Genomic DNA, 13,845 nt, shown 5'->3' with positions numbered 1-13,845 from the left:
CCCGCTCCACGACGGGTGAGTCCCGCGAGCTATACGCCTACGCTGGCGGTCAGCCGACCAGACGCCGGATCGCTGGCGGCGACAGTGCAACCGCAGGCTTGTTCCTCGATGCCAGTTCGGAGGGGGTTCCCTGACGGTGAACGGCGGGTCCGAATCGACCGCTGGCGGATTTCCGACGGAAGGCTTCTGGAACGCCTGCTTGCTGGTGATACCGTGACGCGGGACGAAGCGTATGGAAGCCGCAGCGGATGGCGACCGACGGCGAGGCTCGGGGCCCTAATCGACCTTGGGCACGGCGCTAGCCTCCGGGGAGCCGCCTATCACGGCTGGCGCCTGCCCACCCTGAACGAGCTCTTCCGGCCATTCCGTGCGGGGCCGACGCGACTGCTGCCAATCCCCTGCTCGATCCGGAAAGACTGTCTGGCGTGGAAGCCGGCACCCGTCTTCAGCGGGGCATCATCGACGCGTCGGTGACAGTCTTCGTCAACCGCCTTTCCAACCCGATCGCCAACGTCACGCTCGGTCGCGGCCCCGGCATTTTCCCGGGTGTCGGCTTCGTCGCCGGCGACTATCGCCAGCGCCAGAACATCAGGGCCATTAACGTTCGCGGCATCGAAGCGGCTGGGGAAGTCCGGAGCGGTCCATGGTCGATCCGGCTCGGCGCCAGCTTCACGGACGCAAGGGTTGTCGCGGACGGGGTGTCCGCGGCGCTCGACGGATTGCGGCCCGCACAGACGCCGGAAGTCATTCTCTCCGGCGGTGTCGGCTGGGAGTCGGAAGGCCGGTCGGCCTCCATCGAGATCCGCCATGTGGGCTCGCAGTATGAGGACGACCTCAACCGGAACCTATTGCCTGGAGCGACTACGATCGACGCCTTCGCTTCATGGCCGCTGGGCGACAAATTGCAGATCATCGCCCGAGGTCAGAACCTATTCGACGAGTCCGTGACGGCCGCATTGAACGACGACGGCTCGGTCGAGCGAGCAACGCCGAGGACCCTCTGGCTCGGACTGAGATTTTCCTCCCGATGATCAGGAGACGAGTTCTGACCTCGTCGCCGCCTTCATTGCCGATACGAACTGCCTGAGCCGCGCTGTTCCTTCCTTCTCACGAGCTAGCTGGACGATTGCGGATCCGCTGATCACTCCGGCCGCACCAGCGGCAAGCGCGGCTTGGACGTGTGCAGGCTTGGAGATACCGAAGCCGAACACCGGCGGCGGTGCGCCCGCCTCCTTCAATTTCGCGGGAGTGATCGATCGAATTGCGCATCGGCGTGTGTGCCGGTGATGCCGGATCGGCTCACGCAATAGGTGTAGGCCTTGGACAGCTTCGCAATCGATCGGAGCGTCGGGTCCGGCGTATTGGCCGCGGCGATGAGCACCGGCTCGAGTCCGGATTGCTCCATTTCCCGCGCGAACGGTTCCGCTTCGAGTGCTGGGACGTCGGCGATTAGCAGGCTGTCCGCACCCGCTTCCGCCGCGTCGCGCATGAAGCCTGCCCGTGCGACCACGACATTGGCGTAGGTCAGGATGCCGGTGGGACGTCGGAGTGCTTTTCGCGGAAGCCAGCGATCAAGTCGAAACAGTCGCCGACACGGACACCTGCGTCCAGCGCTCGTTTCGAGGCCGCCTGGATGATTGGCCCGTCCGCAACCGGATCGGAAAAGGGGATGCCGACCTCGATCATGTCGGCCCCGCTTTCGACAAGAGCGCCGAGCAACCTTGCGCTGGTCGCGAGGTCCGGATCGCCGAGCATGAGAAAGCCGCCGAACGCGCCTTCGCCGCTCGCTTTCAACCGCTCGAACAAGTTCGCGTAGCGGCTCATGCTGGCGTTCCGAGCAATTGCTGTGCCTGCGCAACGTCCTTGTCGCCACGACCAGACAGTCCGACCAGGAGAGCTGCAGCGGGCCGATCCTTCGCGATTTTCAGCGCATGGGCGAGGGCGTGGGCTGATTCAAACGCGCAAAGAATGCCCTCGTTCGTCGCCAGCACCCTAAACGCGCTCAGCGCTTCCTCGTCAGACGCGCCGACATATTCGGCTCTTCCGGTTTCCTTGAGATAGGCGTGCTCGGGTCCTACGGCTGGATAATCGAGCCCGGCCGACACCGACCAGGTGTCCGCGATCTGGCCTTCCTCGTCTTGAAGTACGTAGGTCTCCGCCCCGTGGAGAATGCCGGGCCGGCCGCGAAGGAGCGTCGCGCCATGCTCGGCCCCGTCGAGCCCGCGGCCCGCGGCCTCAACGCCAATCAGTTGCACGTCGTCCGACAGGAAATCAGCGAACAGGCCGATCGCGTTCGATCCGCCACCAACGCATGCGATCACGGCGTCGGGAAGGCGCCCAAGCTGAGAAATGATCTGCGCCTTTGCTTCGCGACCGATTACCCGCTGGAACTCACGCACCATTGTCGGAAAAGGATGCGGTCCAGCGGCCGTGCCGAGAAGATAGTGCGTGTTCTCGAAGCTTGAGGACCAGTCGCGGAGCGCTTCGTTGATCGCGTCCTTCAGCGTCCGTCCGCCGCTTTCTACCGGAACGACCTCGGCACCCATTAGGCGCATCCGGAAGACATTCAGCGCCTGCCGTTCGACATCCTCGGCGCCCATGTAGATGACTGTCTCGAAACCCATCAGCGCGCCGACGATCGCCGTCGCGACGCCGTGTTGGCCGGCGCCTGTCTCCGCAATCAGTCGCGTCTTGCCCATTCGCTTTGCAAGCAGTCCCTGCGCAAGAACCTGATTCGTCTTGTGCGCACCGCCGTGCAGCAGGTCCTCGCGTTTCAGATAGATCTGGCCGGGCAGATTGCGGCAGCGGGTAAGCGGTGTCGGACGGCCGGCGTAGTTGGCAAGCAGATCGCCAAGCTCGGCCTGAAAGCCCGCATCGTCCTGCGCATCGAGAAACGACGCCTCGAGCTGTTCCAGTGCCGGCACCAGGATTTCGGGAGCATAGGTCCCGCCGAACCGACCGAACCTGCCATCTAGGCGCACGCGCGAAGGCTTTCGCGGCAGGCCGGCCGGAGCGCTTCAAAGAACGCGCGCGTTTTCACGGGTGATTTCATTCCGGGCATAACGTCCAGCGCGGAGCCGGCGTCGATCGCGTAGGCGCCGAGTCGGCTTGCTGAACGTGCATTCGAAGGACCGATCCCGCCTGCAACCAACGCTTTCGGCAAGTCCGGATGACGCTGGATCAGGTCCCAATCGAAGGTCCTTCCGGTTCCTCCGTTGCCGTTGTCGAACAGGATCCGATCGCCGCCGCGGTTCGGATGCGGGCTGCGACCGACGCTCACCGCGGTCCAGATTTCGCAATCCTGCGAAAGCTGCCGCCGCAACGCCCGCACATATTCGACGTCCTCGTTGCCGTGGAGCTGTACGGCATGCAGGTTCAGCAAGGTCGCAAGGTCTGCCACGACTGATAGGGGAGCGTTCCGGAAAACCCCCGTCGGCAAAACTCCTTGGCAGCGTGCAAGGCCGGCGAGGGGCGCCGCCTGCTCGGCGGTCAAATTACGTGGGCTGCCCGGAACGAAGACAAATCCTGCAAATGTCGCTGGTCGGCCAGCTCTCACGTCGTCGGGAATGGTCAGGCCACAGAGCTTCACCCGCCCGAAGATCAGAGTGCGCGCCGCCTCAGCGGGCCTTTCCGAACGCATCAGGGCGCTGCCAACGAGAAACCCGTTCACGAGGCCCGATAGACGGTCCACATCAGCGCGGCTGTCGATACCGGACTCGGCGACCAATAGGTGGTCGCGCGCGAGACCAGCCAGCCGTTCCGTCGCCGCGAGGTCGATCGTGAGATCGCGAAGGTCGCGATTGTTGATGCCGATCAGGGGAGCGTCGAGCGCCAGCGCCCGGCGCATTTCTCGCTCGTCGTGGACCTCGACAAGCACGTCCATGCCCAATGCTTGGGCCTCGTCGATGATTTCGCGCGCTCGCTCGTCATCGAGAAGCGACAACATCACCAGGACGGCGTCGGCCCCCGAAATCCGCGCTTCGACCACCTGACGCCTGTCGATGAAAAAATCTTTGGCGAGGATGGGCGCATCAAATGCGGCGCGCGCAGCTTTCAGGTCGTCAGCCGATCCGCCGAAGAACTTGCGGTCGGTGAGCACGCTGAGGGCATCGGCAACACCCGAATATCCGCGCGCGATGGCACCTGCATCCGCGTCGCTACGGATCGCGCCAGCCGAGGGCGATGCCTTTTTGATTTCGAGGATGAAGGAAGAGCCAGGCTTTTGGATCTGGCTGATCAAGCTGCGTCCGGTCTTCCCTGCTTCTGAGCGTAGCCCGTCGAGCGCGACTCCGTCGAAGCGGCTCGAAATCTCTTGCTTTTTGGCCGAGGCGATCTCGCCAAGCACACCCACCGGCTCAGTCATTAGAGGCCTCGACATATAGATCGAGGATCTTGCCCGATTTGCCGGACAGCAGGGCGTCACGTGCGGCACCGGCCGCATCCTTGAGGGAGGCCGCCTTGCCCGCGGTGTAGAGAAGCGCAGCGGCGTTCAGGATGACGATGTCGGATTGCGCGGGAGATCCTTCACCGTCGAGGAGGATTCGAAGCCGCGCCGCATTCTCCTCAACATCACCGCCGGTGACGACGTTCAGAGGAGCCCTTTCCAGCCCTGCCTCTTCCGGGGTGATTTCGATTTCCGTGAGTTCGCCTCGCGATAGGCGAATCGCGCGGGTCTCGCCGTGAAGAGCTATCTCATCGAGTCCTGAGCCGTGGACGACGAGCGCTTCCGAGACGCCGACGGCATCCAGGGTTTGCGCTATTCGGCGAAGCATTTTCGGGTCGGCGACACCCAGCAATTGTACTGGCGGCCGTGCCGGATTGATGCAGGGGCCGAGCAGATTCATCACCGTCCGGACAGATAATTGACGACGAACGAGCGCCGCGTGCTTCATCCCAGGATGGTAGGCAGGCGCGAACAGAAAGCAGAAGCCGGTCTCGTCGAGCAGTGACCGCGCCTTTTCGGGACCGAGGTCGATCTTCGCTCCCAGTGCTTCAAGCACGTCGGCGGATCCACATCGCGAGCTGACGCTGCGATTGCCGTGCTTCGCGATCGGAAGACCGGCCGCAGCGGCAACGAGGGCTGTGGCGGTCGACACGTTGATCAGCCCCGACCCGTCTCCCCCGTGCCGCAACAGTCGGCGAACAAATAATCTGGCCGATCGAACGGAAGCGCAGCTGCCGACAGCGCGTGCGCGGCGCCGATCATTTCTTCCGCCGTCTCCCCTTTCATTCGAAGGGCGATCAGCATTCCTGCGATCTCGGCCGGTTCGAGGCGGCCAAGCACGAGCCGTTCGAACAGATGTTCGGAATCTTCGATCGGCAAATCCTCCCCGGCGAGCAGCTTCGGGAGCGGATTGGGCACGGGAACGTCGGCGGGCAGGCTGGCGACGTCAGTCTCGAAGGACTCCGCGCGGAGTTGGACAATGGACATGGAATGCTCCTGAAACAAAAAAGCCCGCCGGTGGCGGGCGGGCAGTCGATGATCGTTTGGCTAATCGATCAGTCGCGCCATCGCGCCGCAAAGGTCCAGCCGTGCCACCAAAGGGCGACGGTGCGGACAGCGGCGATGGCATTCAGGTGCGTCATCGGGCGTCTGGGTAGATGAAGCCGGCCAACCGGGTCAAGCCGCGATGGACGATTATGAAGAAGGGTGGTGCCGCTTGAGGGACTCGAACCCACGACCCCATCATTACGAATGATGTGCTCTACCAGCTGAGCTAAAGCGGCGCGCCTTCTCGAAGGCCGAATGCGGCCCTTAAAAGCGGCGCTCGCCCTAACAGTGGCATCCAGAGCGGTCAACGCAGCGCTGCCTGAACAGATAGGGTTAACGGTTTCTTCAAGCTTAGAACGCATCTTCCTCCCCGCCGAGTTGGAGGGAGTGGGGCCCAAGGGCATGGATAGTTATCGCGAATATCCGAACGACTTCGACGTCCCTCCGGCGTCCGAAGGCTCGTCGCCCGAACAGGCCGGCATCGACATCGGCAATGATGAGCGGCGGATGCACGTCCGCGCCTACAATTACTGGGTCTCCTTGCTGAATGGCCGCGACTACCCGTCGATCGAGGATCTCGAACCGGGAGAAGTCGAGGATTTCGCCGAGAACAGCGTCTTGCTCGACTTTACGTCCGGCCGCGACAATCCGGCGACGCCGTACATCGGCGTGGCAATCCGGGAAGAATGCGGCCTCGGCGAGGGCATCAAGTGCATCGATGAAGTACCCAGCCGGTCGCTGCTTTCGCGATTGACCGACCATTATCTTCAGATCATCGCCAACCGCGCGCCGATCGGCTTTGAAGCCGAGTTCGTGAACCAGCGCGGAGATCCGATTTGCTACCGCGGTATCCTGATGCCGTTCTCGTCGGATGGGGATACGATCGATTTCATTTACGGCGTCATCAACTGGAAGCGGTCGATCAGCGGTGCTGACCAGCCGATCGCGGCAGCCCTCCCGCCGGTCGAGCAAGAGCCCGAGCAGTTCGCCGAGATCGAAGCGGACGAAGACGAGCTCATCCTAGAGGACGCAATTCTCCCGGAAGCTCCTGTCTCTGAGGAAACGACCGAAGAAGAGTCCTACGCCCTCGACGCTCCGACCGTGCATTTTGCCTGGGAAGACGGCCCGCTTCGCGATGAGGAATCCGACGTGGCGATCCCGGAGATCGTGCTCGATGACAGCGCGGGCCTCGCCGATCATCTGTCAGCGGCAAGGGAAACGGCCGACGCTGTGAAGGCCGCCGACGGGCGCACCCGCTCGGCCCTCTATCGCGCGCTTTCGCAGGCCTACGACTTCGCCCTCGCTTCCGAGCGCGAGCCGGAGGATTACGCCGAACTGCTTGAGGAATCGGGCATGAAGGCGCAGGCCCGTGCGCCGATGACGCCCATTGTGAAGCTCGTCTTCGGCATCGACTACGACAAAGCGCGCCTGACCGAATTCGCGGCGGCCTTGTCTTACGGACGCCGGCAGGAGATCGCGCAGGGTGGCTTCCTCGACTTTATCGAACGGCAGGTCGGTGGCCTCAAGGCGCTCGTCGCTGCGGAGCGCCAGGCCAAAAGGCCGGAGCCGAAGGTCGATACGAAAGGCGAGGCCGCAAAGGCGAAGCTTCGCGACGCGGCCCCGATCGCACTGGAGGCGATTTCGCCGGCCTCGGAGTTCGCTCTGGTACTAACCCGTCGTCGCGCCGATGGCGGCGTCGACCCAGTTGCGGTCGTCGAAGACGAAGCGATGATCGAGAAGGCAATCCGCCGCGCCGGACTTTAATATTGCTGTTTAAGGCTGGTTCGGGGCGAGCCGGGGTTGTCCCGCTCCGAGGGCAGGTCTATAGGCCGCGGGCATCGCAAGTCTGCGGAGCCAATCGATTTCATGACCGCCCATATGCGCCTCGCGAGGCCACTCGTTTCGTCCATTCGTAAGGCGCTTACCCAAAACGCGCTTCCCGGTGAAACTGAAGGGTTTACGTCCGCCATGGAGCAGGATGCCGCGGCGTTCCTGGCATCCGTCGGGGCCCAGCGGAAGCGGGCGAGGTGGCGATTGCCATCGAATCCACCGGCGGCGAAGCCGGTCGTCGCCGCATGCGGATTGCCATCGTCAACGATGACATGCCCTTCTTGGTCGATTCGATCGCGAACACGATCGCCCGGCGCCAACTGACCATTCATCGCCTGCTTCACCCGGTCGTCTGCGTCGAGCGCGACAAGAACGGAAAGCTCCTCTCGGTCGAGCCCCTCTGCGGCGACAAGGATCGCCGAGAGTCGATGATGTACCTCGAGCTCGACCGCACCCACGCGCGCGGCCGCAACGAGCTTGTTTTGGATCTCAAGGCCGCACTTGCAGACGTGCGAGCGTCCGTCCGCGACTGGCCGAAGCTTCAGGCCAAGATGCGGGAAGACGCCGCCGCGATCGAGGATCCGGAGGGCCGTGCCCTTCTCGAATGGTTCGCGGAAGGCGCGATGACCCTGCTGGGCTACCAGGTAGAGCGGGCGACGGGACAGCCGACCGAGACGCTGGGCCTGTTCAGCATCCCGGGAGCGCCGACCGACGAGGGCGGAGCCCTCGGCGCGATGCGCTATTTCGAGCAGGGCGGCGACGTCCCGCTGATGGCCAAGGCGGAGCGCAAGTCGACCGTCCATCGCGGCGTTCCGCTCGATCTGGTCGTCGTTCCCATCCGCGAGAAGGGCAAGGTTGTCGGGATCGGCGTCCACGCAGGTCTCTGGACCAGCCAGGCGCTTGGATGGCCGGTCGAAGACGTGCCGCTCCTGCGCCAAAGGCTGGAGCAACTCGACGAGAGCTTCGGCTTCGATCCGAAAGGTCACTCTGGAAAGGCGCTGCGTCACGCCGTATCGTCCTTGCCGCGCGATCTGCTGGTCAATGTCAGCTTCGAATCGGTTCGCGATCTGGTGATGATGGCCATGTCGCTAGCCGACCGTCCACGGCCGGCGCTCCTTCTCGTTCGCAGTATCCTCAAAGGCCAGCTGTTTGCCTTCGTGTGGCTGCCGCGCGAGGAAATGAACACGCAGCGCCGCGAAGCGATTGGCGCCATGCTCGAGTCCGTCGTCGGAACCAAGATCACGAGCTGGTCGGTCGAGACCGGCGAGGGTTCGCTCGCGCTGATTCGATACACCCAGTACATCGACAATGACGCCGCGACCCCGGATTCCCAGGCTCTCGACGATCGTCTCAATGAGATGGTCCGCGGCTGGGCCCCGCCGTCGAGGAATCGCTCATCGCACGCGTCGGGGCGCCCCGCGCGACCAGGCTGACACTCACCTATGCGGGTGAGTTCTCGGACAGCTACCGGACCCGGACGAAGCCGGAGGAGGGAGCCGAAGACATCGTTCGGCTGGCGGCTCTTGCCGATTCCGATGATCGCGGTGTCCGTCTGTTCCGCCGCGACACCGACGAGCCGAACCAGCTACGCATCAAGACCTATCGCCGGGGCGAACTGATTCCGCTTTCCGAAGCCGTGCCGGTGTTCGAGAATTTCGGATTTCGGGTTCTCGAGGAAATGCCGTCCCAGGTCGGTGCCGGGGCTCAATCGGCTATATCCACGACTTCCGGCTGGAGCTCCCGAGCGCGGACGATGTCCAAGCGATTCTCGCCCGAGCGAGCGAAATCGAAGCGGCGATATCAAGTGTCTTCAGCCGCGAAGCGGAAGACGACGAGTTCAATCAGCTGGTTCTGTTTGCGGGTCTCGACACTCAGCCGGTCGTCTGGCTCCGCTCGTGGTTCCGTTACCTGCGCCAGACGGGAAGCTCGTTCGGTCTCGTCACGGTCGTTGATGCTCTGCGCCGCGCACCGCGGGCAACGGCGGCACTCGTCGGGCTGTTCACTGCACTCCACGATCCGTCGGCGAAGCGCTCGCGGACTAACAAGGCCGACAATCTCCGCGAGCAATTCGACCAGGCGCTGACCGCGGTCCGCTCGATCGACGACGATCGAATTCTTCGCCGGCTTCGCGCCCTGGTGGAAGCGATCCTCCGCACCAATGCTTTCGCCCAGAAGCCGGACGAAGCGCTCGCATTCAAGATCAACTCGTCGCTGGTGCCCGGCCTTCCGCGGCCGGTGCCGTGGCGGGAAATCTGGGTCTACAGTCCGCGTGTCGAAGGCATCCACCTGCGTGGCGGCCCGATCGCTCGCGGCGGCCTGCGCTGGTCGGACCGGCGCGACGACTTCCGCACCGAGATCCTCGGCCTGATGAAGGCGCAGCTGGTCAAAAACGCAGTGATCGTTCCGACTGGCGCCAAGGGCGGGTTCTATCCCAAGCAGCTCCCGCCCTCGACCAACCGCGATGCCTGGCTTGCTGAAGGCACCGAGAGCTATCGGATCTTCATCCGCTCGCTGCTCTCGATCACCGACAACATCGTCGACGACAAGGTTGTGCACCCCGATCGTGTCGTCATCCAGGATGGAGAGGACCCGTACTTCGTTGTGGCCGCCGACAAGGGCACCGCGACCTTCTCCGACGTCGCCAACGCGCTCGCGCTCGAGCGCAATTTCTGGCTCGGCGATGCCTTCGCGAGTGGCGGCTCGCATGGCTACGACCACAAGGCGATGGGTATCACCGCCCGCGGCGCCTGGGTGTCGGTTCAGCGCCATTTCCTCGAGATGGGTATCGACGTTCAAAGCGACCCGGTCACGGTTGCGGGCGTCGGTGACATGTCGGGCGATGTGTTCGGCAACGGAATGCTGCTGTCGAAAGCGATCAGGCTCGTCGCGGCGTTCGATCACCGCCACATTTTCATCGACCCCGATCCCGACCCGGCATCCAGCTGGGAAGAGCGCAATCGCATGTTCAACCTGCCGCGCTCGAGCTGGGACGATTACGATCGCAAGAAGATGTCGAAGGGTGGCGGAATCTATCCGCGCACGCAGAAGTCGATCGAACTCAGCGCTGAGGCGCGTGCCGTGCTCGGCATCACCGAGAAGACGGTCGATCCGGCGACGCTGATGAACTCCATCCTTAAGGCGTCGGTCGACCTGCTCTGGTTCGGCGGCATCGGCACCTATGTGAAGGCGTCGACGCAGAGCAATGTCGACGTGGGCGACCCGGCCAACGACGCCATCCGTGTCGACGGCATCGAAGTCCGCGCTCGCGCGATCGGCGAAGGCGCCAACCTTGGAATTACGCAGGCCGGACGCATCGAATTCTCGGAAAAGGGAGGCCGGATCAACACGGACTTCATCGACAACAGTGCCGGCGTCGACTGCTCCGACAAGGAAGTGAACATCAAGATTCCGCTCAACCGCGAAATGCGGGAAGGACGGCTGACGTTCGAGAAGCGCAACGCCCTGCTCGCGAAGATGACCGACGACGTTGCGGAGATGGTGCTGGAAGACAACCGGCTTCAGACGCTCGCTTTGTCGATCGCCGAGAACAGCGGTGCCCGCGGCCTCCCCGGCTATGTCCGCACGATCGAATTGCTGGAAGCGGCCGGCCGGATCGACCGAAAGGTCGAAGGCCTTGAGTCCAGCGAAGACCTGCTCCGGCGCAGCCAGGAGAACAGGGGCCTGACCCGGCCGGAGCTCGCGGTCGTCCTGTCGATGTCCAAGCTGGCGCTCCAGGACGCGGCCGAAGACCTCAAGCTCGCCGACGACAAGATGGTGGAGAAGGAACTCTACGAGGCCTTCCCGAAGCCAATGCGGAAGGCTCATGCGGACTCCATCCGCGCGCACCGGCTGCGCAATGAAATCCTCGCTACGCGCGTTGCGAACCGGCTGGTGAACCGCCTCGGCCCGAGCGCGGCTCTCGACCTGACCGAGGAAGAGGGCGCGTCGCTCGCGCAAGTGATTTCGGTATTCCTGGTCGCCGAGCGGTTGCTCGACTTGCCCAGGCTCTGGGCGGAGATCGAGGAGACGCCTCTGCCCGAAATGGTCCGTGTCGAACTCTTCGCGATTGCCGCGAAGAGCGTCCGTTCACACCTTTCGGACATTCTCCGGGCGGTTGGCGGCGAAACAAGGCCGAGCGTGCTGTGCAAGATGCTCGAGCCCGGCGTCCGCAAGATTTCCACGGCCGCGGCAAAGCTCATTCGATCGGAAGTCCGGAACGAAGCCGCAGCGCGGCGCGAGAAGCTCGTATCGCTCGGCGCGACCGACGATATCGTGAAGGGTCTCGTGCGTCTGTTCGAGCTCGATGGCATCTTCGGAGTGGCTGCGCTGGCAGCCCGCAAGAAGATGGACGAGCTCGCTTTGACCCGCGCCTATACCAAGCTTGGCGAGGCGTTGGGGATCGACTGGGCGCAACAACAGCTCGCACGCTTCACGCCCGCCGACCAGTGGGAGCGCCTGCTGACGGCCGGCCTGGAGCGAGACTTCGAGCAGCTCAGGATCGACTTCCTGTCGCGCTTTCGCGGCAAGGAACCAGACCAGGCTGTCGAGGATTGGGTTTCCCACCAAGGGCCGAGGCTCGAGCAGTTCCGCAACCTCATCGATCGCGCGCGCACGGAGGGCGCGGTCAGCGCGCCGATGCTCGCGCAGATCGCTGCCCAAGCTCGAATCCTGCTCGCCCGCTAGTGCGCTTCGCCTTTCTCGTGCCCGATCCGGATTATCCGGAGGAATGGGAATGGGCATTCGACGCCGAGGCCGATGCGCTCCGGGCGCGCGGTCATACGGTCGACCCTGTGCCGTGGACGGGGACGGGTGATCTCAGGGGTTACGACCTCGTCTTGCCGCTCGTGGTGTGGGGCTACCACCTGCAATATGCGGACTGGCTTCGGTTTCTTGATGGTGTTGAGGCAGAGCGACTGCCGATCGTGAATCCGGCCCGGCTCCTACGCTGGAACAGCGACAAGGCCTATTTGAATGAACTCGCTGCCAAGGGCATCCCGACGGTCGACACTGTAGAGGTGGAGCAGCTTAGTGAGGGCGACCTGGTTAAGGCCGCCCAGCTTTTCGGCACGGAAGAGCTGGTCGTGAAGCCTCCGGTTTCTGCTTCTGCGACCGGAACGCACCGCATCCGCGATGCGATCCTATTCCAGCCTCCGAACGCGGCCAGCGAATGATGATCCAGCCGTTTCTTTCGAGCATCGCCACCGAAGGCGAATATGCGGTCATCCTATTCGACAGCGCGTACAGCCACACAGTGGTGAAGCGCCCGAAATCAGGCGATTTCCGTGTTCAGCCGCACCTCGGCGGCAAAACCGAGCCGTCGGAAGCGCCTGAGGGCGCCGTCGAGCTCGCCAGGGCCGCTCTTGCCGCTGCTCCCGCGGACGCGACCTATGCCCGGGTGGACATTGTTCGCGGCAATGACGGACAACTTCAGATCATGGAGCTGGAGCTGATCGAGCCAGCGCTCTTCCTCGACGTCGCCCCGCACGGCGAGGAAGCCTTCGCGAACGCCGTCATCGCTGCTGCGGAGCGGGCGAAGCTCCTCAACGCCTGAACGCCTGAGAGAACAGCCACTGGCGGATCGCCGAGGTCAGGTTCGGTATTGGCCGCGATTCGAGTCGGGCGGCATCGATTTCGGCAATCACCGAGTTCACCGGTTTTCCGGCGTCCTTTGCGGCGCGTTCCAGCGCGCCCCAAAACATCGGCTCGAGGCTGATAGAGGTCTCGTGTCCCGCGATCGTCACCGATCTCTTGACCGGGCGTCCGAGACCTTCGCCAGCAGCCATCAGTACATATGCTGCCCGCCATTGATCGACATGGTCGAGCCGGTGATGAATCCTGCGTTCTCATCACAGAGAAAGGCCACGCCGCGAGCAATTTCATCAGCGCGTCCGAGCCGGTTCACTGGAATGCGTGCGATAATCTTCTGCAGGACTTCCTGCGGCACCGCGGCAACCATGTCTGTGTCGATGTATCCAGGGGCGACTGCGTTGACGGTCACGCCAGCACGTGCACCCTCCTGCGCAAGGGCCTTGGTGAAACCGTGGATACCGGACTTGGCGGCGGCATAGTTGACCTGGCCGTACTGTCCGGCCTGTCCGTTGATCGAGCCGATGTTGACGATGCGTCCGTATCCGCGGCCGGTCATGCCTTCCCAGACGGCTTTGGCCATGTTGAAGCAGCCGCCGAGGTTCGTATCCATGACCTCCTGCCACTTCTGGTGGTCCATGCGCTTCATGGTCGTGTCGCGGGTGATGCCGGCGTTGTTGACGAGCACGTCGACCGGTCCGATCTCCGCCTCGACCTGCGCGACGCCCTTCTGGCATGCGTCGTAGTCGGATACGTCCACTTGAACGCTGGGATGCCGGTGCGCTCGCTGAACTCACGTGCGCGCTCGTCATTGCCCGCATAATTGGCGGCGACTTTCATCCCTGGTCTCGAAGGGCGACGCTGATCGCCTCGCCGATGCCACGGGTCCCGCCGGTCACAATTGCAACACGCGCCATGAGTCTCTCCCTGTGTCTCTC

At 63.6% G+C, this 13,845-nt stretch carries 10 protein-coding genes, 1 tRNA gene and 3 pseudogenes; 5 read left to right on the top strand and 9 right to left on the bottom strand.

Features of this window, described 5'->3' with window-relative positions:
• Nucleotides 1-326 precede the first annotated feature (326 nt).
• Nucleotides 327-1,031 carry a TonB-dependent receptor gene (locus H9L14_RS11735; RefSeq protein WP_187709963.1) on the top strand — a complete coding sequence of 235 codons (705 nt, stop codon included), beginning with the start codon at nt 327-329 and terminating at the stop codon, nt 1,029-1,031.
• Here the strand turns inward: H9L14_RS11735 and H9L14_RS16730 are convergent, their stop codons facing one another.
• The 7 genes and pseudogenes from H9L14_RS16730 to H9L14_RS11710 all read right to left on the bottom strand — a co-directional run bounded on the left by H9L14_RS16730 (nt 1,032) and on the right by H9L14_RS11710 (nt 5,727).
• The gene (locus tag H9L14_RS16730) at nt 1,032-1,238 is read right to left on the bottom strand and encodes a tryptophan synthase subunit alpha (RefSeq protein WP_281389383.1); all 207 of its coding nucleotides are present in this window, start codon (nt 1,236-1,238) and stop codon (nt 1,032-1,034) included.
• A pseudogene (gene trpA / locus H9L14_RS16135) lies at nt 1,235-1,755 on the bottom strand (tryptophan synthase subunit alpha). Before trpA ends, H9L14_RS16730 begins: the two are co-directional and overlap by 4 nt.
• Before the next feature lie 65 nt (nt 1,756-1,820).
• On the bottom strand, nt 1,821-2,981 hold the full coding sequence (gene trpB, locus H9L14_RS11725; RefSeq protein ID WP_187708240.1) for a tryptophan synthase subunit beta: 1,161 nt from the start codon (nt 2,979-2,981) through the stop codon (nt 1,821-1,823).
• On the bottom strand, nt 2,972-4,363 hold the full coding sequence (gene trpCF, locus H9L14_RS11720) for a bifunctional indole-3-glycerol-phosphate synthase TrpC/phosphoribosylanthranilate isomerase TrpF (protein ID WP_187708239.1): 1,392 nt from the start codon (nt 4,361-4,363) through the stop codon (nt 2,972-2,974). Before trpCF ends, trpB begins: the two co-directional genes overlap by 10 nt.
• Nucleotides 4,356-5,096 carry an anthranilate phosphoribosyltransferase gene (trpD, locus tag H9L14_RS11715; protein WP_222949823.1) on the bottom strand — a complete coding sequence of 247 codons (741 nt, stop codon included), beginning with the start codon at nt 5,094-5,096 and terminating at the stop codon, nt 4,356-4,358. Before trpD ends, trpCF begins: the two co-directional genes overlap by 8 nt.
• A 5-nt stretch (nt 5,097-5,101) precedes the next feature.
• The gene (locus H9L14_RS15135; protein WP_222949822.1) at nt 5,102-5,431 is read right to left on the bottom strand and encodes a hypothetical protein; all 330 of its coding nucleotides are present in this window, start codon (nt 5,429-5,431) and stop codon (nt 5,102-5,104) included.
• A gap of 220 nt (nt 5,432-5,651) precedes the next feature.
• Nucleotides 5,652-5,727, bottom strand: a tRNA-Thr gene (locus H9L14_RS11710).
• A 166-nt stretch (nt 5,728-5,893) separates the two neighbouring features.
• On the opposite strand from H9L14_RS11710, the gene H9L14_RS11705 reads away from it, so the two are divergent.
• From H9L14_RS11705 to H9L14_RS16125, 4 genes and pseudogenes are all read left to right on the top strand, one after another.
• Nucleotides 5,894-7,255 carry a PAS domain-containing protein gene (locus H9L14_RS11705; protein WP_187708238.1) on the top strand — a complete coding sequence of 454 codons (1,362 nt, stop codon included), beginning with the start codon at nt 5,894-5,896 and terminating at the stop codon, nt 7,253-7,255.
• A 102-nt stretch (nt 7,256-7,357) separates the two neighbouring features.
• Nucleotides 7,358-12,004: pseudogene (locus H9L14_RS11700) on the top strand (NAD-glutamate dehydrogenase).
• The gene (locus H9L14_RS16130; RefSeq protein ID WP_246444141.1) at nt 12,004-12,492 is read left to right on the top strand and encodes an ATP-grasp domain-containing protein; all 489 of its coding nucleotides are present in this window, start codon (nt 12,004-12,006) and stop codon (nt 12,490-12,492) included. The pseudogene H9L14_RS11700 and the gene H9L14_RS16130 overlap by 1 nt, the downstream one beginning before the upstream one ends.
• Nucleotides 12,489-12,872 (top strand): hypothetical protein, encoded by a 384-nt coding sequence (locus H9L14_RS16125; protein WP_246444140.1) that lies wholly within the window; start codon nt 12,489-12,491, stop codon nt 12,870-12,872. Before H9L14_RS16130 ends, H9L14_RS16125 begins: the two co-directional genes overlap by 4 nt.
• On the opposite strand, the gene H9L14_RS11690 is transcribed toward H9L14_RS16125, so the two are convergent.
• Nucleotides 12,862-13,104, bottom strand: coding sequence for a ribbon-helix-helix domain-containing protein (locus tag H9L14_RS11690; RefSeq protein ID WP_187708237.1), 243 nt, complete (start codon nt 13,102-13,104; stop codon nt 12,862-12,864). The two genes, H9L14_RS16125 and H9L14_RS11690, sit on opposite strands and share 11 nt — an antisense overlap.
• Nucleotides 13,104-13,824: pseudogene (gene phbB / locus H9L14_RS11685) on the bottom strand (acetoacetyl-CoA reductase). Before phbB ends, H9L14_RS11690 begins: the two are co-directional and overlap by 1 nt.
• Nucleotides 13,825-13,845: the final 21 nt, after the last annotated feature.

Source organism: Sphingomonas sediminicola (assembly GCF_014489515.1).
Taxonomy (GTDB): Bacteria; Pseudomonadota; Alphaproteobacteria; order Sphingomonadales; family Sphingomonadaceae; genus Sphingomicrobium; species Sphingomicrobium sediminicola.
This window is presented reverse-complemented; position numbering and strand designations above follow the sequence as displayed.

Excerpts from the sequence above, each read along its gene's own strand:
- trpCF (WP_187708239.1), bottom strand. The coding sequence starts at position 4,363 with ATGACTGAGCCGGTGGGTGTGCTTGGCGAGATCGCCTCGGCCAAAAAG.
- H9L14_RS15135 (WP_222949822.1), bottom strand. The coding sequence starts at position 5,431 with ATGTCCATTGTCCAACTCCGCGCGGAGTCCTTCGAGACTGACGTCGCC.
- H9L14_RS11705 (WP_187708238.1), top strand. The coding sequence starts at position 5,894 with ATGGATAGTTATCGCGAATATCCGAACGACTTCGACGTCCCTCCGGCG.
- H9L14_RS16125 (WP_246444140.1), top strand. The coding sequence starts at position 12,489 with ATGATGATCCAGCCGTTTCTTTCGAGCATCGCCACCGAAGGCGAATAT.
- H9L14_RS11690 (WP_187708237.1), bottom strand. The coding sequence starts at position 13,104 with ATGGCTGCTGGCGAAGGTCTCGGACGCCCGGTCAAGAGATCGGTGACG.